Origin of the sequence: Streptomyces sp. MMBL 11-1 (assembly GCF_028622875.1) — a bacterium.
Taxonomy (GTDB): Bacteria; Actinomycetota; Actinomycetes; order Streptomycetales; family Streptomycetaceae; genus Streptomyces.
The window spans coordinates 2,552,856-2,567,905 of sequence record NZ_CP117709.1 but is presented as its reverse complement, the minus strand read 5'-3'; the positions used below and the strand labels follow the sequence as shown (position 1 = coordinate 2,567,905).

At 73.9% G+C, this 15,050-nt stretch carries 12 protein-coding genes; 5 read left to right on the top strand and 7 right to left on the bottom strand.

The genetic code is table 11. The features are described from left to right. Nucleotides 1-8 precede the first annotated feature (8 nt). The 3 genes from PSQ21_RS10965 to PSQ21_RS10955 form a co-directional block, all read right to left on the bottom strand. Nucleotides 9-1,628, bottom strand: coding sequence for a hypothetical protein (locus PSQ21_RS10965; protein WP_274030287.1), 1,620 nt, complete (start codon nucleotides 1,626-1,628; stop codon nucleotides 9-11). After that, nucleotides 1,619-2,653 carry a hypothetical protein gene (locus PSQ21_RS10960; RefSeq protein WP_274035705.1) on the bottom strand — a complete coding sequence of 345 codons (1,035 nt, stop codon included), beginning with the start codon at nucleotides 2,651-2,653 and terminating at the stop codon, nucleotides 1,619-1,621. Before PSQ21_RS10960 ends, PSQ21_RS10965 begins: the two co-directional genes overlap by 10 nt. 106 nt (nucleotides 2,654-2,759) lie before the next feature. Then, on the bottom strand, nucleotides 2,760-3,788 hold the full coding sequence (locus PSQ21_RS10955) for a phosphatase PAP2 family protein (protein WP_274030286.1): 1,029 nt from the start codon (nucleotides 3,786-3,788) through the stop codon (nucleotides 2,760-2,762). Between the two features lie 246 nt (nucleotides 3,789-4,034). Between PSQ21_RS10955 and PSQ21_RS10950 the strand changes: the two genes are divergently transcribed. Beyond that, nucleotides 4,035-4,631: a histidine phosphatase family protein gene (locus tag PSQ21_RS10950; RefSeq protein WP_274030285.1), complete on the top strand. Its 597-nt coding sequence runs from the start codon at nucleotides 4,035-4,037 to the stop codon at nucleotides 4,629-4,631. Nucleotides 4,632-4,919: 288 nt separating this feature from the next. Here the strand turns inward: PSQ21_RS10950 and PSQ21_RS10945 are convergent, their stop codons facing one another. Next, a complete protein-coding gene (locus tag PSQ21_RS10945) occupies nucleotides 4,920-6,401 on the bottom strand; it encodes a tetratricopeptide repeat protein (RefSeq protein ID WP_274030284.1) in 1,482 nt (493 codons plus the stop codon). A 301-nt stretch (nucleotides 6,402-6,702) separates the two neighbouring features. Between PSQ21_RS10945 and PSQ21_RS10940 the strand changes: the two genes are divergently transcribed. After that, nucleotides 6,703-7,071, top strand: coding sequence for a hypothetical protein (locus tag PSQ21_RS10940; RefSeq protein ID WP_274030282.1), 369 nt, complete (start codon nucleotides 6,703-6,705; stop codon nucleotides 7,069-7,071). 76 nt (nucleotides 7,072-7,147) lie between these two features. Next, the gene (locus PSQ21_RS10935; protein ID WP_274030280.1) at nucleotides 7,148-8,095 is read left to right on the top strand and encodes a spermidine synthase; all 948 of its coding nucleotides are present in this window, start codon (nucleotides 7,148-7,150) and stop codon (nucleotides 8,093-8,095) included. 22 nt (nucleotides 8,096-8,117) lie between these two features. On the opposite strand, the gene PSQ21_RS10930 is transcribed toward PSQ21_RS10935, so the two are convergent. Continuing rightward, on the bottom strand, nucleotides 8,118-8,678 hold the full coding sequence (locus PSQ21_RS10930) for a hypothetical protein (RefSeq protein ID WP_274030279.1): 561 nt from the start codon (nucleotides 8,676-8,678) through the stop codon (nucleotides 8,118-8,120). Between the two features lie 298 nt (nucleotides 8,679-8,976). Between PSQ21_RS10930 and PSQ21_RS10925 the strand changes: the two genes are divergently transcribed. Next, nucleotides 8,977-9,705 (top strand): response regulator transcription factor, encoded by a 729-nt coding sequence (locus PSQ21_RS10925; protein WP_274030278.1) that lies wholly within the window; start codon nucleotides 8,977-8,979, stop codon nucleotides 9,703-9,705. Beyond that, nucleotides 9,702-11,135 carry a sensor histidine kinase gene (locus PSQ21_RS10920; RefSeq protein ID WP_274030277.1) on the top strand — a complete coding sequence of 478 codons (1,434 nt, stop codon included), beginning with the start codon at nucleotides 9,702-9,704 and terminating at the stop codon, nucleotides 11,133-11,135. Before PSQ21_RS10925 ends, PSQ21_RS10920 begins: the two co-directional genes overlap by 4 nt. Before the next feature lie 277 nt (nucleotides 11,136-11,412). Here the strand turns inward: PSQ21_RS10920 and PSQ21_RS10915 are convergent, their stop codons facing one another. Both PSQ21_RS10915 and aspT read right to left on the bottom strand, forming a co-directional pair. After that, complete coding sequence (locus tag PSQ21_RS10915; RefSeq protein WP_274030276.1) at nucleotides 11,413-13,065, bottom strand: bifunctional aspartate transaminase/aspartate 4-decarboxylase; 1,653 nt, start codon at nucleotides 13,063-13,065, stop codon at nucleotides 11,413-11,415. A gap of 162 nt (nucleotides 13,066-13,227) precedes the next feature. Next, nucleotides 13,228-14,904, bottom strand: a complete 1,677-nt coding sequence (aspT, locus tag PSQ21_RS10910) for an aspartate-alanine antiporter (RefSeq protein WP_274030275.1) — start codon at nucleotides 14,902-14,904, stop codon at nucleotides 13,228-13,230. Between the last annotated feature and the right edge of the window lie 146 nt (nucleotides 14,905-15,050).

The following is a 15,050-nucleotide window of genomic DNA, read 5'->3' as shown; positions in this document are numbered from 1 at the left end:
GACGGTCCTCACAGCAGGTCCTCCGGGGTCACGGGGTCGGGTCGCTCCGCGCGGTCGGCGGCGTCCGCGCCCGGCGGGCCGCCGTGGGTCCACGGCGTCTCCTCCGGGTCCGGCAGCTTCGGGCCGCCGCGCTGGTCGTGCTCGAACAGGGTCCAGGCGATCCGCTCGCCGGGCTCCGGCACCGACCCGGGCGCGGGCTCCTTGCCCCGGCCCATCCGGTCCAGGATCCGCAGCACCAGCGGGATCTCCCCGTCGTCGGCCGGTGGCCCGTCCGCGTACCGCACGAACTCCGCCGTCTGCGGCTTGCCCTCCAGCGAGCGGTAGACCTTCGTCCGCTCGCCCAGGTGCGGACGCTCGTCCGTGCGGACGGTGACCAGGGGGCGCGGGGAGGGCCGCTTGGACTCGGTGTACGCCATCTCCACCCCGGACACCGTGGCGAGGAACGCCTCGCCCGCCAGCCGCCGCCCCGCCAGCACCAGCGGATCGTCCAGCGCCTCCTGCGCCTCCAACTGGGCCTGGGCGGTCTCCCGGGAGGCCAGCTTCTGGGCCGCCGTCACCGCGTCGTCGCGGCGCGGCTGCGGCGGCTCGCCCGAGCGCACCCGGTCCCGGTGCGCGGTGAACGACCACCGGTCCCGGGTCCAGCGGTCCTCGGCCCGGGACCCCTCGGGCAGCTCCCGCAGCAGGTCGAGGCCCCGCCAGACCGCGTCCCAGGTCGGCAGCATGACCCGCGCCAGCAGGGAGCGGATCTCCCGCTCGGCGGCGCTCAGCTCACCGAGGCGGGCATCGGCGGCGAGGCCGTCCTCGGCGGACGCGAGCGCCGTGCCCGCCCGGTCGTACCGCTCGATCGCCGGGGCGAGGAGGCGGTTGTCGAAGTCCGGGTCCGTGGCCGGGCCCGCCGGCGGGCACAGCAGCTGGCCTTCCCCGTCCCGGGCCAGCTCGGCCCGGAGCGCGGCCTCGGCCCCCGAGGAGCCGGCCGGCGGGTCGATCCAGGCCAGCAGCGCGCCCAGGTGCTGGTCCTCCAGGCTGCTCTGCCCGGTCGCCCAGTGCCGGTTCAGCAGATCCGTCACGGCGGGCAGCAGCGCGGAGCCGGGCACCCGGGCCCGCTCCCCGTAGTGCGTCAGCCAGCGGCCGAGCAGCGGAACCCGCGCCGGGGCCGGATACGGGGTGTCCGGATCGTCCTCGGCGGTGCGGCGGAACCGCATGGACCGGCCCAGCAGCCGGACGAACTCGACGCCCGCCCGGCTCGGCACGATCAACTGGGCGGCGTCCGTGCACAGCTCGACCTCGACCTTGGTCTTCTTGCCGGTCGCCGGGTCGCTCTCGTTGCGCTCGGCCGGCTCGACGACGTCCGCGTACGCCTCGATGTGCGGCAGGACCGCCTCCGCCAGCTCGGCCAGGAACGCGAACCGCAGGTCCCGGTCGCGGGGCTGGGCGACGGCCAGCAGCCGGGGCGCCTCCCGGTCCGTGCCGACCAGCGCCCCGAGCGGGGCCCCGGCCTCACCGGCGGTGGTCAGCGGCACCAGCACGAGCGGCCGGTCGGTGAGATGACGGTGCCGGACGGTCGCCAGCGGCTGGGCGCGGCCGGTGTCGACGGCCTCCAGCCGGGCCAGGGTGGTGATCAGCGACATGCCGTCGCCCCCTCCGGCGTCCCGGCCCGTGGCCCGGAGGAGCCTTCCAGCGCCTCGGCACGCAGCACGGACGCGCTCTCCAGCGCCTCGGAGCGCAGGGCGGCGGCCCGGCGCAGCGCGGCGACCGTCGGATCGGCGGGATCGCCCTCCTTGCCCGCGGCGGCGGCCAGCACCCCCGCCACCGTGGTCAGCCCGCCCAGCTCTCCCCGCACACTCCGGCCCAGCGCCTCCACGGCGCCCTCGGCCCGGGACTTCGCCCGGCAGTGGAAGGCCAGCTCGCAGGCGGCCAGGCACTCCGGGGCGTAGGCCGGGGGCACCGCCGCCACGGCGGCGTCCAGCTCCGCCGGCGAGCACGCCGGATCGAACGTCGTCCCCTCCGGCAGCCCCGCCGCGATGTCCTCGACGCGCGTCAGCCGGGTCAGCTGCCGGCGGGTCACGGCGCGCTGCTTGCGTACGTCCACGACGGAGGCGGTCGGCAGGTTCGAGAAGTCCTTGGGGCAGACCAGCAGCACCCGGTGCCCGACCTCCGCACCCTCGGTGACCGCCGCGACCCGCTCCAGCGCCAGCACGTACACCGCGGCCTGCCGGGCGGCTGCGCCGACCTTCGACGGGTCGGCCGACGTGTCGATCATGGGGAACGACTTGATCTCGACGACCGTCCACCGGCCGTCCGGGTGCACCACGACGGCGTCGGGCTCCAGATAGGCGGGGGACCCGGCCACCTCCAGGGCCAGCATCGGGTGGTCCAGCAGCGCCCAGCCGCCCGCCGCCGTGGCCTCCCGGAGCGCGAGCGCGGTGCGCGCGGCGCGGCCCTCGGGACCGGCGGCGCTCAGATCGGGTGTGGCGGCGTCCCCGGCCGGGGCCTCGACACCGCCGCCGAGCCGTTCGTACAGCAGGCGCAGCAGCTCCGCGCCGCCGTCGGCCTTGACCTTCGCCTCGAACGCGTTGCCCCGCATGAAGGCGAACTGGGACTGGCCGAAGGGTGCGGGGGAGCCGAGCGCGGTGGCCAGCACGCCCTTGTCCACCCCGGCGCCGTCGAGCAGGGCACGCCGTCTGCAGCCCGGGTTGGCGGCGAGGGCGGCGAGGGCCCGGGCGTCGAGCGGGTGCGGTGCGACGGACGGGCCGCGCAGCTCAGCGAGCCGCTGCCGGAGCGTCGTCGCTCGCGGCCGCGTCGGCGTCGTCTCCGACTGCCGCGCCGCCGACTGCCGGGCCGCCGACTGCCGTGCCGGGGGGATCTGCGGAGGTGGTCCGCTGGCCGGGGATTCGCTCACCCGGGGAAGTCTTGCATCCGGTACTGACATTCGGGGGCACGGTCACCGGAACCGACTCGGCGGCAGGGCCCCGGCCGCCCTCGCTCCGGCCCGCGAACAGGACGGCGGCCCGCCCGGTGAACCGCGTCGCGCCCCACGCCTTGAACCGGTCGGAGGTCCGCATGACGGGCCTGACCAGCAGGGCTCCGACACCCATCACCGCGGCGCCCGCGACGGCGTCCAGGAAGTAGTGGTTGGCGGTGCCCATCACGACGATCGTGGTGATCAGTGGGTAGGCGATTCCCGCCGCCCGCACGAGGGGGTGGCGGCCGTGCCGCCACAACAAAATCCCGCACCAGAGGGACCATCCGACGTGCAGGCTCGGCATCGCCGCGTACTGGTTGGTCATCCCGCTCAGCCCGCGCGGGGCGCTCGCCCCCTCGCCCCACCAGCCGTAACTGCTGTACTGCGCCATCGTGTCGACGAAGCCGTGACTCGCGTCCAGCAGCCGGGGCGGGCAGGTCGGCATCAGCGTGAACCCGACCAGACCCAGCAGCGTGGAGTTCATCAGCCAGACCCGGGCCGCCCGGTACGCGGCCGATCTGCGCCGGAACATCCAGATGAGGACGGCCGGGGTGACCAGGTAATGCAGGGACGCGTACGCGAAGTCGGCGGGTATCCCGAGCGACGGGGTGCTGGTGAAGAGGCGGTTCAGCGGGTGCTCGGCGTTGAGGTACAGGGCCTGTTCCAGCCGCAGGATCGCCAGGCCGTGGTCGACCGCCGTCGACACGTCGCCACGCACCAGGAGCCGGCCCAGCGAATACAACGCGTACACCACCGCGATCAGTGGCAGCTCCGTCCACCAGCGGGGCCGATGACCGGTCGCGGGCGGCGCGGTGGCGTGCGGCATCCGGTAGCTCTCCCCATGTTCATGCGGCCGACGACGAACGTTCAACCGTACGGCGGCACCGTGCCGCCGGTTCCCCCGGGGGTCCCCTTCCGGACGCCCCGTACACAGCGGTCCCCGCCCTGGTCCGCATCATCGGCCGGGGGACTGCTCAGGGTGGGACGCCCGCATGGCCCGGGAGGTTGCCTGCCTGGCCGGTACAGGATGATGGAAGGTCCCAGCAGCACCAACGTTCCAGGGAGAGCCTTCATGGCATCGCGCATCCTGCTCGCCCGGCACGGCCAGACCCAGTGGTCGGTCCGGGGCAACCACACCGGCAGGACGGACATCCCGCTCCTGGACGACGGGCGCGAGGGCGCGAAGCTCCTCGGTGAGCGGCTGCACCGGGCGCCCTGGGCGGGGCTGCCCGGCGTCGAGGTCCGCACCAGCCCGCTCGTCCGGGCCGCCGAGACCTGCAGCCTCGCCGGGTTCGGGGAGCGGGCCGAGCCGTGGGACGCGCTGATGGAATGGGACTACGGGGCGTACGAGGGGCTGACCCCGGCCCAGATCAAGGCGGACCGGCCCGACTGGCTGATCTGGCGCGACGGGGTCCCGGACGGGGAGTCCGTCGCCGACGTCACCGCCCGCGCGGACGAGATCGTCGCCTGGGCCCGCTCGGCGGACCGGGACGTCCTGGTCTTCGCCCACGGCCACATCCTGCGGGCGCTGGGCGCGCGGTGGCTGGGCGAGGACCTGTCCTTCGGCGCCCGCATCCGCCTGGAGCCGACGTCGCTGTCGGTCCTGGGCTGGGCGTACGGCCTGCCGGCCGTGGAACGCTGGAACGACACGGGCCACCTGGAACGCTGACCCCGCCGGCCCGCCTTTCCCGGGCCGTGCGCCTGCTCAAGCCTGTCCGGCGATTGAGGACGGAACCCTTCGCCCGGTGGGCGGGCTCTTCACGGACCCCGTGGCGCGGGAGACCCGGATCGGCACCCTGGAACGTGCTCGCCGGTTCCGTCCTCAAACGCCGGACGGGCTGGGGTGGCCCCGCCGGGCGGGGGCGCCCCCTCGTCGTTCTGGGGTGACCCCCGGGCGGTCTGGAGCAGCTCCCGTCAGGTTGGGGTGGCCCCGCCGGGCTCACGCCCCCCGTCGGGCTCAGGTGGCCGCAGGGCCCGGGGCCGACTCCTGGTGGCGGGTCAGGAAGCTTGCCACCGGGGCCGCCCCGGCCCGCGGCTCCAGCACGCGCGCCGCCCCCGCCAGCATCCCGCGGATCCGCGAGGACTGGACCCGGGGCAGCAGGTCCAGCGCCTGGTGCCCCATTGCCGCCGCCTCGTCCGTCCTGCCCGCCCGGGCCAGGTCGCCCGTGAGCTGGGCCCGGTAGAGCGCAAGGTTCCGGGTGAAGTGCGCGTCCTGGAGCGCCGTCGCCCGCCGTCCGTGCCGCGCCGCCCGGGACCAGTCGCCCAGCGCCGACCAGCACTGCGCCTCCAGCAGCTCCAGCTCCGCCTCCCGGAAGAAGCTCATCCACTCCGGATCGCCCGCCGCCGTGCCCCGTTCGAACGCCGCCCGGGCCCGCCCGATCGCCCGGTCGCACCCCGTCCGGTCCCCGAGCCCCGCCCGGCCCCCCGCCTCCCGCAGCGCGAGCAGCGCCAGCAGCCGGGGCGAACCCAGCGTGCGGGCGGCCCGCTGTCCGGCCTCCGCCGCCCGTACCGCCTCCCGGGGCCGCCCCGCGTCCCGGGCCAGGAACGACGTGTTGCAGAACGCGTGCGCCTCCAGCCCCGCGTCCCCGGCCAGCCTCGCCGTGGCCAGGGCCTCCGCGTAGTGCGAGCGGGCGTCGTCGAAGCGGCCCGAGTCGTGGGCCAGCCAGCCCACCGAGATGGCCAGCTCGCCCGCGCCCGCGTGCAGCCGGTCCGCGGTGGCGCGCCGTGCGGTGGTCCCGGCGTCCAGCAGTTCGTACGCCGCGCGCAGCGGCTGGGCGGCCCGCCGGTAGAGCCCGTCCGCGCCGTGCCGGTCGTCCAGCAGCCGGATCTGCCGTACGGCTTTCTCGACGGCGTTCACCTCCGCCTCGCCGACCCGGCGCTGCGCGGGCAGAGAGACCCGGGCGGCGGCGGAGGCGGGACCCCCGCCGAGACCCAGGGAAGCGGCCGCCACCGTGGTGGTGCCGCTCGTCATGAACACGCGACGCAGCACGTCGCTCTCCTCGGGGATGTCGTCGGTTTCGGTGTCGCGGTGGAGAAGGTGGAGAAGGGCGGGGTCGGAAGAGGAAGACGAAAATGAAGGGGAAGGTGGATGAGAGGGCGAAAGGGAGGGCGACAGGGAACGGGCCGAGGCCGCCGGCCCCGCCGTGGGCGGGGGTTCGGACACGACCCGCGCGCCCCGCCCCCGTACGCTCTCGCGGGCCGAGAACCCCAGATCGGCCAGGGACGCCCCGGGGAACATGTGCAGGAACACGCGTTCGTAGGCGTAGTTGGGGCAGCGGATCTCCCCGGACTCCACGCGCCCGATGTAGCGGGCGTCGCACGCGACCTGCTCCCCGATCTCCCGCGCCGCTCTGCGGACCGCCGCAGCGAACTCCCCGGCGGAGCGCTGTCCGCGCAGCTGACGGAAGGCGAGGTTGGGAACTGCCGCTGTCGCCGCCATGGCCGGCCCCTCTCTGATGCGGCCGGGGCCCGTGGTTCCCGGTGCTCCCGGCGGAGCAAGAACGTACCTGCTGTGACGGGTCGCACACACAGCGTTTCGTTACGAAAGAGGGCATACCGCTCCTGATCCGCCATGAACTGCCACCCTTTGCGGCGGTGTGGGCCCGTAGCCCTTGACGCACCCGGGGCGTTGGTCAGGTGGAGACGGAGCGTGGCTCCGTTCGGCGATGAGAGGAGGGGTTCCCTTGTTGCAGCTCGGCAGGGAGACCGGCTCACGGACGACCGCGACGAAGACGAAACCGATGACCCCGGCGCAGGGGGGCCAGTCCTGCGACCTCGTCACGGTCCCCGCGCGGCAGGGGCTGGAAGCCGTCGACATCCTGCGCCGCGGAAGGGACCAGGAGCCCGTCGGCCCGGTTCTGCACGACGGCGCCTGCGACACCCTCGGCTTCCTCGTGCCGCCGGGCACCGCCGACGCCTGGGACGTACCCGGCAGCGCCTGCACGCGGACCGACGGCCGCGGGCTGCGCGTCCCCGCCGACCCCCCCGTCTCCGGCTCCGGCTGGCTGCTCCCGCCCGCCGCGGACGCCCCGGTCACCGATCCCGCCGTGCTCCGTGCCGCCCTCGACCAGGCCGCCCGGCTGCTCGAGGCGGCCGACAACTGCTGCTGAGCCCATAATGGCCGGACGTGCGGAACACCTCCGCGTGGCCGGCGACCCGGGCCCCCACCAGCAAGGACCAGCGAACGTGGCACGTCGAGGAGCGCCGGCCCAGGGCAAGAACAAGGCCGCCGGCAAGGGCAGAACCCCGGGCGCGAAGGGGCGCCAGGGCGGCGGCCGGGGACCGGGCCGCGCCGAGCGGGAGCCGGTCACCCAGCAGGTCGGCGGCGGACTCGCCGAGCTCATACCCGACCGGGAGCGCCCGAACGGCTGGACGCTCCTGCTCGACGGCGCCCCGCAGTCCCATGTGGACCTCGACGACCCCGCGCACCTCTCGTTCGCCTACCAGCGCCGCCTCGGCCACGTCATCGACCTCGCCGCGCCCCCGCTCCAGCCGCTGCACGTCCTGCACCTGGGCGGCGGCGCCTTCACCCTCGCCCGGTACACCGCCGCGACCCGCCCCCGCTCCACCCAGCAGATCGTCGAGCTCGACGCGCCCCTCGTGCAGCTCGTCCGCGACCGCCTCCCGCTGGACCCCCAGGCCCGGGTCCGGGTCCGCACGGCCGACGCCCGCGAGGGGCTCGGCAGGTTCCCGGACGGCTGGGCGGACCTGATCATCGCGGACGTGTTCAGCGGGGCCCGCACCCCCGCCCACCTGACCTCCGCCGAATTCCTCGCGGAGGTGCGCCGGGTCCTGAAGCCCGAAGGGCGGTACGCCGCCAACCTCGCCGACGGCCCCCCGCTCGCCCACCTGCGCGGCCAGGTCGCCACCGCCGCCGCCGTCTTCCCCGAACTGGCGCTGGCCGCCGACCCGGTGGTGTGGCGGGGCCGCCGTTTCGGCAACGCGGTCCTGCTCGCCTCGGCCCTGCCCCTCCCGGTCGCGGAGTTCACCCGGCGGGTGGCGAGCGACCCGCACCCCGGCCGCGTCGAACACGGCCGCGCGCTCGCCGACTTCACCGGCGGCGCGGCCGTCGTCACCGACGCCGCGGCCAGACCGTCGCCCGCGCCGCCGCCGTCCGTCTTCGAGAACCCGTGACCCGCCGCAGGTCGGGCCCGGATCACGGTTCGACGACCTGCACCGTCGGCGGCGTCCCGTTCCAGGTGCAGAACACCGAGTACGTCTTCCCGTCCCTCCCGCCCCCGTCGCTGAAGTCCACCCGGATCCACGCGTCGTTCGTCCACACCTGCATCGACCAGCCCGGCTCGGGCGTGGCCGAGACGAGCTTCGCCGTGTCCGCGCCGAGCTCGAACACGACCCGGCCGCCGTCGGTGCGATAGCTCTTCACCCTGCCCGAGGTCGACGGCGCCGGCGGCTTCGCCGACGCGGCCGTCGGCGCCCGGGAGGGGCGCGGGGCCGATGGAGAGGGTCTCGCCCCGCCGGTGCGCGACGAGGCGGAGGGGGAGGGGGAGGGCGAGGTGCGGTGCGTCGAGGAGACGAGCGGCGCCCCGGTGCTCTCTCCGACGCGCTGGGGAGGGGCCGAGCCCACCGAGACCGGCACGGCCCGGGGCGGGTCGTAGGCCGTCCCCGCCATGACCGTGTGCACACCCCACCACGAGAGCGTCACCGCCGCGCCGGTGGCGAGCATCCACGCCAGCGCGTGTACGAGTCCTCGTTGCATCGGCACATCCTGCACCACCCGGCCGACCCTGGCCCGTCCGGGCCGGTCCCGCACCACCCGGCCGACCCTGGCCCGTCCGGGCCGGTCCCGCACCACCCGGCCGACCCTGGCCCGTCCGGGCCGGTCCCGCGCCACCCGGCCGACCCTGGCCCGTCCGGGCCGGCCCCGCGCCACCCGGCCCGTCCCGGCCCGCTCCGGATCTTCCCCGAGACCTCGAACTACCGCCCTTCTCCGGCCTTTGCGGACGTTTCCGACGAGGCCGGGACCGGGCCCGCCGGCATGGCGTACGGTGCCGCCCATGGCAAGTGTGCTCGTGGTCGAGGACGACCAGTTCGTACGTTCCGCCCTCATCCGGCACCTCAGTGAGGCCTCCCACACGGTACGGAGCGTGGGCACCGCGCTCGAAGCGCTGCGCGAGGTCGCGCACTTCCGCTTCGACGTGGTCATCCTCGACCTCGGGCTGCCCGACCTGGACGGTGCCGAGGCGCTGAAGATGCTGCGGTCCATCACCGATGTGCCCGTGATCATCGCCACCGCCCGGGACGACGAGAGCGAGATCGTCCGGCTGCTCAACGACGGCGCCGACGACTACTTGACGAAGCCGTTCTCCGTCGAGCACCTCTCCGCCCGGATGGCTGCCGTACTGCGCCGCTCGCGCGCCACCGGTGGCGGGGCGACGCCGCCCAGGGTCATCCGCGTCGGCGGGCTCTCCATCGACCCGCTGCGCCGCAGCGCCGAGCTGGACGGCGCCGAACTCGACCTGACCCGCCGCGAGTTCGACCTGCTCACCTTCCTCGCCGGGCGGCCCGGCGTGGTCGTCGCACGCAAGGAGCTGCTGGCCGAGGTCTGGCAGCAGTCCTACGGCGACGACCAGACCATCGACGTCCATCTCTCCTGGCTGCGCCGCAAACTCGGCGAGACCGCCGCCCGGCCGCGCTATCTGCACACGCTGCGCGGCGTCGGCGTGAAGCTCCAGCCGCCCGCCGACGCCCCGGCCGATACGCCGGTCACGGAGCCGCCCGCATGAGATGGGCCCTGGTCAAGGTCTGCCTGGCGGTCACCGCCATGGTCGTCATCGCCTTCGCCGTGCCGCTCGGACTCGTCATCCGGGAGATGGCCGGCGACCGGGCGTTCTCCGACGCCGAACGCCAGGCCGCGATGATCGCCCCGACGCTCTCCATCACCACCGACCGCGAGGAGCTGACCCGGGCGGTCCTGTCCACCGAACCGGGCGACCGGGGGCGTCTCGCCGTCCAGGTCCCCGCCGAGGGCGGGCCCCTGGACATCGGCACCCGGCGCGCCACCCCCGAGGACGTGGCGACCGTGCGCAAGGCCGGGCGCGCCTCCATCACCGAAGTCACCGGCGGCTTCGCGCTCCTCCAGCCGACCGCGCTGGGCACCGGGGACATCGCCGTCGTCGAGGTGTTCGTCCCCGAGGGCGAGGTCTCCCACGGGGTCGCCACCGCCTGGCTGACGCTGGCGGGCGTCGGCCTCGCGCTGATCGTGGGCTCGGTCGCGGTCGCCGACCGGCTCGGCGTACGGATGGTGCGGCCCGCCCAGCGCCTCGCCGGCGCCGCCCAGGACCTGGGGGAGGGGCGCCTCGGCACCCGGGTCCCCGAGGACGGGCCCACCGAACTGCGGTCCGCCGCCGTCGCGTTCAACTCCATGGCCGACCAGGTCGTCCAGCTCCTGGCCAACGAGCGCGAGCTGGCCGCCGACCTCTCGCACCGGCTGCGCACCCCCCTCACCGTGCTCCGGCTGAACGCCGCCTCCCTCGGCGAGGGCCCGGCGGCCGAGCAGACCCGGGCGGCGGTCCAGCAGTTGGAGCACGAGGTCGACACGATCATCCGCACCGCCCGCGAGCAGCGCCCGCAGCCCCAGGCCGGGCAGACGGGGGCGGGCTGCGACGCCTCCGAGGTGATCCGCGAACGCATGGGCTTCTGGTCGGCGCTCGCGGAGGACGAGGGCCGCGAGGTGCGCCTCGCGGGAGTCGACCGTACGGCGCGCATCCCTGTGGCCCGGCCCGAACTGGCAGCCGCTCTGGACGCGTTGCTCGGCAACGTCTTCCGCCACACCCCCGAGGGCACCGCGTTCTCCGTCGACGTCCACCACAGCGGCGACGCGGTCATCGTGCTCGTCTCCGACGCCGGCCCGGGCATCGCCGACCCGAAGGCCGCCCTCGCCCGGGGCGGCAGCGGGCGCGGCGCGGCGAGCGGGTCCGTCGGCTCCACCGGCCTCGGCCTCGACATCGTGCGCCGGGTCGCCGAGTCCACCGGCGGCGACCTGCGCATCGGCAGGTCCGTGCTCGGCGGCACGGAGGTCCGGATCTGGATCGGCCTGTACGGCAGCCGCCCCGAGCGCGGCCGGCGCGGACACGGCCGGCGGGTCGGCCGCCGGACCGGCTGGCAGCGGCGCAAGGAGTCCCGGACCACGACCGGCCCCGGGGCCCAGCATTAACCCGTGCCCATGGGTTCCTTAAGCCCGCCCTAAGAACATCAACTGCGGTCCGTAAAGCCCACTTTGTCCCTTCCGTTGCCGCTAGCGTGCTCGTTGTACCTCCTCGTCGGCGGTACAGCCCCCCCACGCCGGCCCCCACCGCCACCGGTCGCCCCGGTGGCGGCGGGGAAACCGGCGCCCAGCAGCCCGAACGCGCCCTCGGGCCCCGAACCGCACGTATGCCCCCCACCGCGCGCCCCGGCCGGACCCCACCCACCTCCGGCCGGGGCGCGCACCTTCACCCGGCCTGAGCCCGCCACTCCTGCGCGTACGCGTCGAAGATCGCCCGCAGATGGTGGCCGATCTTCAGGTAGTCCAGGTCGTCCAGGTTGGCCAGCGACACCCGCACCGACCACTGAGGGCCGTCGAAGCCGCCGCCGTTGAGCAGCACCACCGAGGTCTGCTCGGCCAGCCGGAACAGCGGGTCGACCGGCTCGTAGTTCCTCTCCAGGAAGTCGGCGAACGGCTTCCCGTGCACGCGTTCGGCCTCGGCCAGCAGATCCAGCTCGATGTAGTACGCCGCCCGCTTCGGATCCTCCGAGACCTTCATGTGCGCGCCCTCCAGCAGGAGTTCGAGGCGCTGCTGGACGATCGCCCGGATCCGGTGCTTGTAGGCCTGGCCCTCGTCCAGCATGTCGAACAGCGAGAACAGCGCCATCATCAGCTGCTGCGGCAGCGACAGGCCCGCCGTGTGGTTCAGCGCCACCTGCCGGGAGTCCGCCACCAGCCGGTCGATGAACCGGATCTTCTCCGGATGCAGCGACAGCGTCCCGTAACGCCTGTTCAACCGGTCCTTCACCGCCCGGTCCTGCTCCGCCAGCATCGCGTCGATCACGTTGTCGTCGTGCAGCGCGATCACCCCGAGCCGCCAGCCGGTCGCCCCGTAGTGCTTGGAGTAGGAGTAGACGAGGAGCGTGTTGCGCGGCAGGTCGGCCGCGAGCGAGCGGAAGCCCTCCACGAAGGTCCCGTACACGTCGTCGGTCACGATGATCAGGTTCGGGTTCCGCTCGTCGACGACGGACACGATCTGCTCGGCGACCCGGGTGGAGAGAGCCAGCGAGGGCGGGTTGCTCGGGTTCACACAGCAGACCAGCTTCACCGACGGGTCCGCCAGCTTGGCGATCTCCTCCTCCGGGTAGCGCCACTGCCGCACCCCGGTCTCCGTGAACAGGCTCGCCTCCACCCGCACCACGTCGAAGCCGTACGTGTCCAGCTCCGGGATCTCCAGGTACGGGGTGAACACCGGCACCATCAGGGCGATCCGGTCGCCCTTCTCCAGGATCCCGTTCTTCATCAGCGAGTCGAAGACGTAACACATCGCCGCCGTGCCGCCCTCGGTCGCGAACAGGCTCAGCGTCTGCCCCTCCGGCGGCCGGTGGTCGAACATCTCGTCCGTGATGTAGCCGCGCACGATCTGCTCGGTGTGGTGCAGGATCCGGTCCGGGACCGGATAGTTGTCGCCGATCGAGGAGTCCGCCAGCTCGTGCACGAACGCGTCCCGGTCGAAGCCGAACCGCTTCACCGCCAGGTCCACGCACGCCTTCAGCAGCTCGATGCCCGGCAGCTCCGGGTGCGTACGGACGAAGTGCTCGAAGCGCTCCGCACACCCCGCCTCCTCCGGCATGCCGCCCAGGTTGTCGGCCGTCCACACCCGGCGGGACTCCGACAGCGCGAAGTAGCCGAGCGCGTGGTACGCCTCGCGGGGCCCCGTGGCGACCCAGTTCGGGTTGCCCCGGCCCGCGTTCAGCATCGTCCGGGTCGACCTCCCCTTCTGGCCCGGACGATCGCTCTGCGCGGCCGTCGCGATCTGGATGAACTTGTCCTTCAGCTCGAAGGGGGAGAGCTGGGCGAACGACCGGATCTCTTCACGGCCGAAGCTGGTCCTGGGCATGGTGGTGTCCACTCCGTAGCAGGTCGGTGGTTCAGCAGGACGATCACGGCGCCCCGCCCCGTCAGCGGGACGGCGTCGGCGGATCGCGCCTCGGGACGGGCTCGGTCACGGCGGCGGAGCCCCGGCGGCCCGCCCTTCCCCGGCCTGGGGAAGCCGGTCACGTCACGCCCCCAGGACGCCGACGAGGATGGGCCCGGTCAGCGGCAGCAGGAAGTTGGAGAGCGTGTACGTGATCGTGTAGCCGAGAAGAGGTACCGAGCTCTGGGCCACCTGGGTGATGGAGGTGATCGCCGGGGTCGAGCACTGCTGCCCGGCGATCGCGCCGATCAGCAGCGGCTTCTCGATCTTCAGCAGTTTGCGCCCGACGACCAGGGAGACCGTCGCCGGGACCAGCACCATGGCGATGCCCGCGAACGGCAGCAGCGCCCCGTACTCCTTCAGCAGCGGCCACGCCTGGGGTCCCGCCGCCAGCCCCGTACAGGCGATGAAGACGGCCAGGCCCATGTCCTTGAGCGTGCTCGCGGCCTGCGGGGGGAACGCCCCGAAGGTCTGGCTGCGGGACCGGAACCAGCCGAAGAGCAGGCCGGAGATCAGACAGCCGCCGCCGGTGCCGAGCGACATCGGGATGTCTCCGAGCTTGACGACGATCTGGCCGAGCAGGGAGCCCGCCACGATGCCGAAACCGAGGTAGATGAAGTCGGTGGCGTCGTTCTTCACCACCGCGCCGAGCTTCGCGACGAGCCGGTTCAGCCCGCCCCGGGCGCCGACCAGGGTCAGCACGTCGCCCCGGGCGAGGACCGTCTCCCCGCTGGCGGGCAGGTGCTGGTCGTTGCGCAGCACGTCGGTGACGTACACGCCGTCCTTGCGGAACTCCGGATGGCGCTTCTCCAGCCGGTCGATGGTCGCCCCGACCGTCTCCTTCTCGGTGACCGCGACCTGACTGGTGGCCAGGGGGGCGTCGAGCCCCGGCACGGCCGGGGTCTCCGGGCCGATCTCCCGGCCCGCCTCGATGATGGCCGCCCGCTCCCCGACCACCTGGATCAGGTCGCTGAGCGTCAGCTCCAGACCGGGGGACGGCGTCAGCAGCCTGCTGCCGCGCTTGACGCCCTCGACGGTGATCCGGCCGCCCATGGCGCTCTCCAGGGCGCCGACGGTCCGCCCGTCCGCCCACGTCACCAGATAGGTGCGGCCGACCATACCGGGCAGCGCCTCGCGCTCGTCGGACTCCAGCCCGGCCTGGCCGCCACGCATCTTCTCCCACAGCTCGCGCGAGGCGTCCGCCAGGTTGACGCGCATCAGCATCGGCATGATCTGGCTGGTGTAGAGCACGATGGTGATCAGGCCGAACAGGTAGCAGACCGTGTACGCGGTGGCCACATGCCCCTGGTACTGGCTGATCTGCTCGGCAGTCAGGTCCTCCAGCTTGCCGATGGCCTCGGTCGCCGTCCCCACGACGGCGGACTCGGTGGCCGCCCCGGCGAGGATTCCGGATGCCGTGCCCACGTCCAGGTCGAAGGCCTTGGCGAGCCCGTAGGCGATGCCCAGGACGCAGACCAGTTCGATCAGGCAGAGAGTGAAGAACCGCAGGCTCTTGCGGTTGAGATTGGCGAAGAACTGCGGCCCGGCCATGTAGCCGAGCGAGAAGATGAACAGCGCGAAGAAGACCGTCTTGACGTCGTCGTCGACGCTGATGTGCCGGGTGCCGAGCAGCAGCGACACGATCAGGGTGCCGCAGATGCCGCCGAGCGTGATCGGGCCGACGCGTAGTTTGCCGACGAGGTAGCCGGCCGCGAGGCAGAGGAAGAGGGCCAGTTCGGGATGGTCACGCAGGACGCCCATCCCGCCTCACCCACCGGTGCTGGTGTCGGCGACCAGGATGCTCAAAAGGTGCATAAGGGAGAAATTAACAGGGGTGGGGCGGTCGGGCGGTGTGCCCGGTCCGGTCCACCCCCGTTCACCTTCCGACGGGAGGGGTGGCCCAACGC

Coding starts and splice junctions, on each gene's coding strand:
- PSQ21_RS10965 (WP_274030287.1), bottom strand. CDS start 1,628: ATGTCGCTGATCACCACCCTGGCCCGGCTGGAGGCCGTCGACACCGGC.
- PSQ21_RS10955 (WP_274030286.1), bottom strand. CDS start 3,788: ATGCCGCACGCCACCGCGCCGCCCGCGACCGGTCATCGGCCCCGCTGG.
- PSQ21_RS10950 (WP_274030285.1), top strand. CDS start 4,035: ATGGCATCGCGCATCCTGCTCGCCCGGCACGGCCAGACCCAGTGGTCG.
- PSQ21_RS10945 (WP_274030284.1), bottom strand. CDS start 6,401: ATGGCGGCGACAGCGGCAGTTCCCAACCTCGCCTTCCGTCAGCTGCGC.
- PSQ21_RS10940 (WP_274030282.1), top strand. CDS start 6,703: ATGACCCCGGCGCAGGGGGGCCAGTCCTGCGACCTCGTCACGGTCCCC.
- PSQ21_RS10930 (WP_274030279.1), bottom strand. CDS start 8,678: ATGCAACGAGGACTCGTACACGCGCTGGCGTGGATGCTCGCCACCGGC.
- PSQ21_RS10925 (WP_274030278.1), top strand. CDS start 8,977: ATGGCAAGTGTGCTCGTGGTCGAGGACGACCAGTTCGTACGTTCCGCC.
- PSQ21_RS10920 (WP_274030277.1), top strand. CDS start 9,702: ATGAGATGGGCCCTGGTCAAGGTCTGCCTGGCGGTCACCGCCATGGTC.
- PSQ21_RS10915 (WP_274030276.1), bottom strand. CDS start 13,065: ATGCCCAGGACCAGCTTCGGCCGTGAAGAGATCCGGTCGTTCGCCCAG.
- aspT (WP_274030275.1), bottom strand. CDS start 14,904: ATGGGCGTCCTGCGTGACCATCCCGAACTGGCCCTCTTCCTCTGCCTC.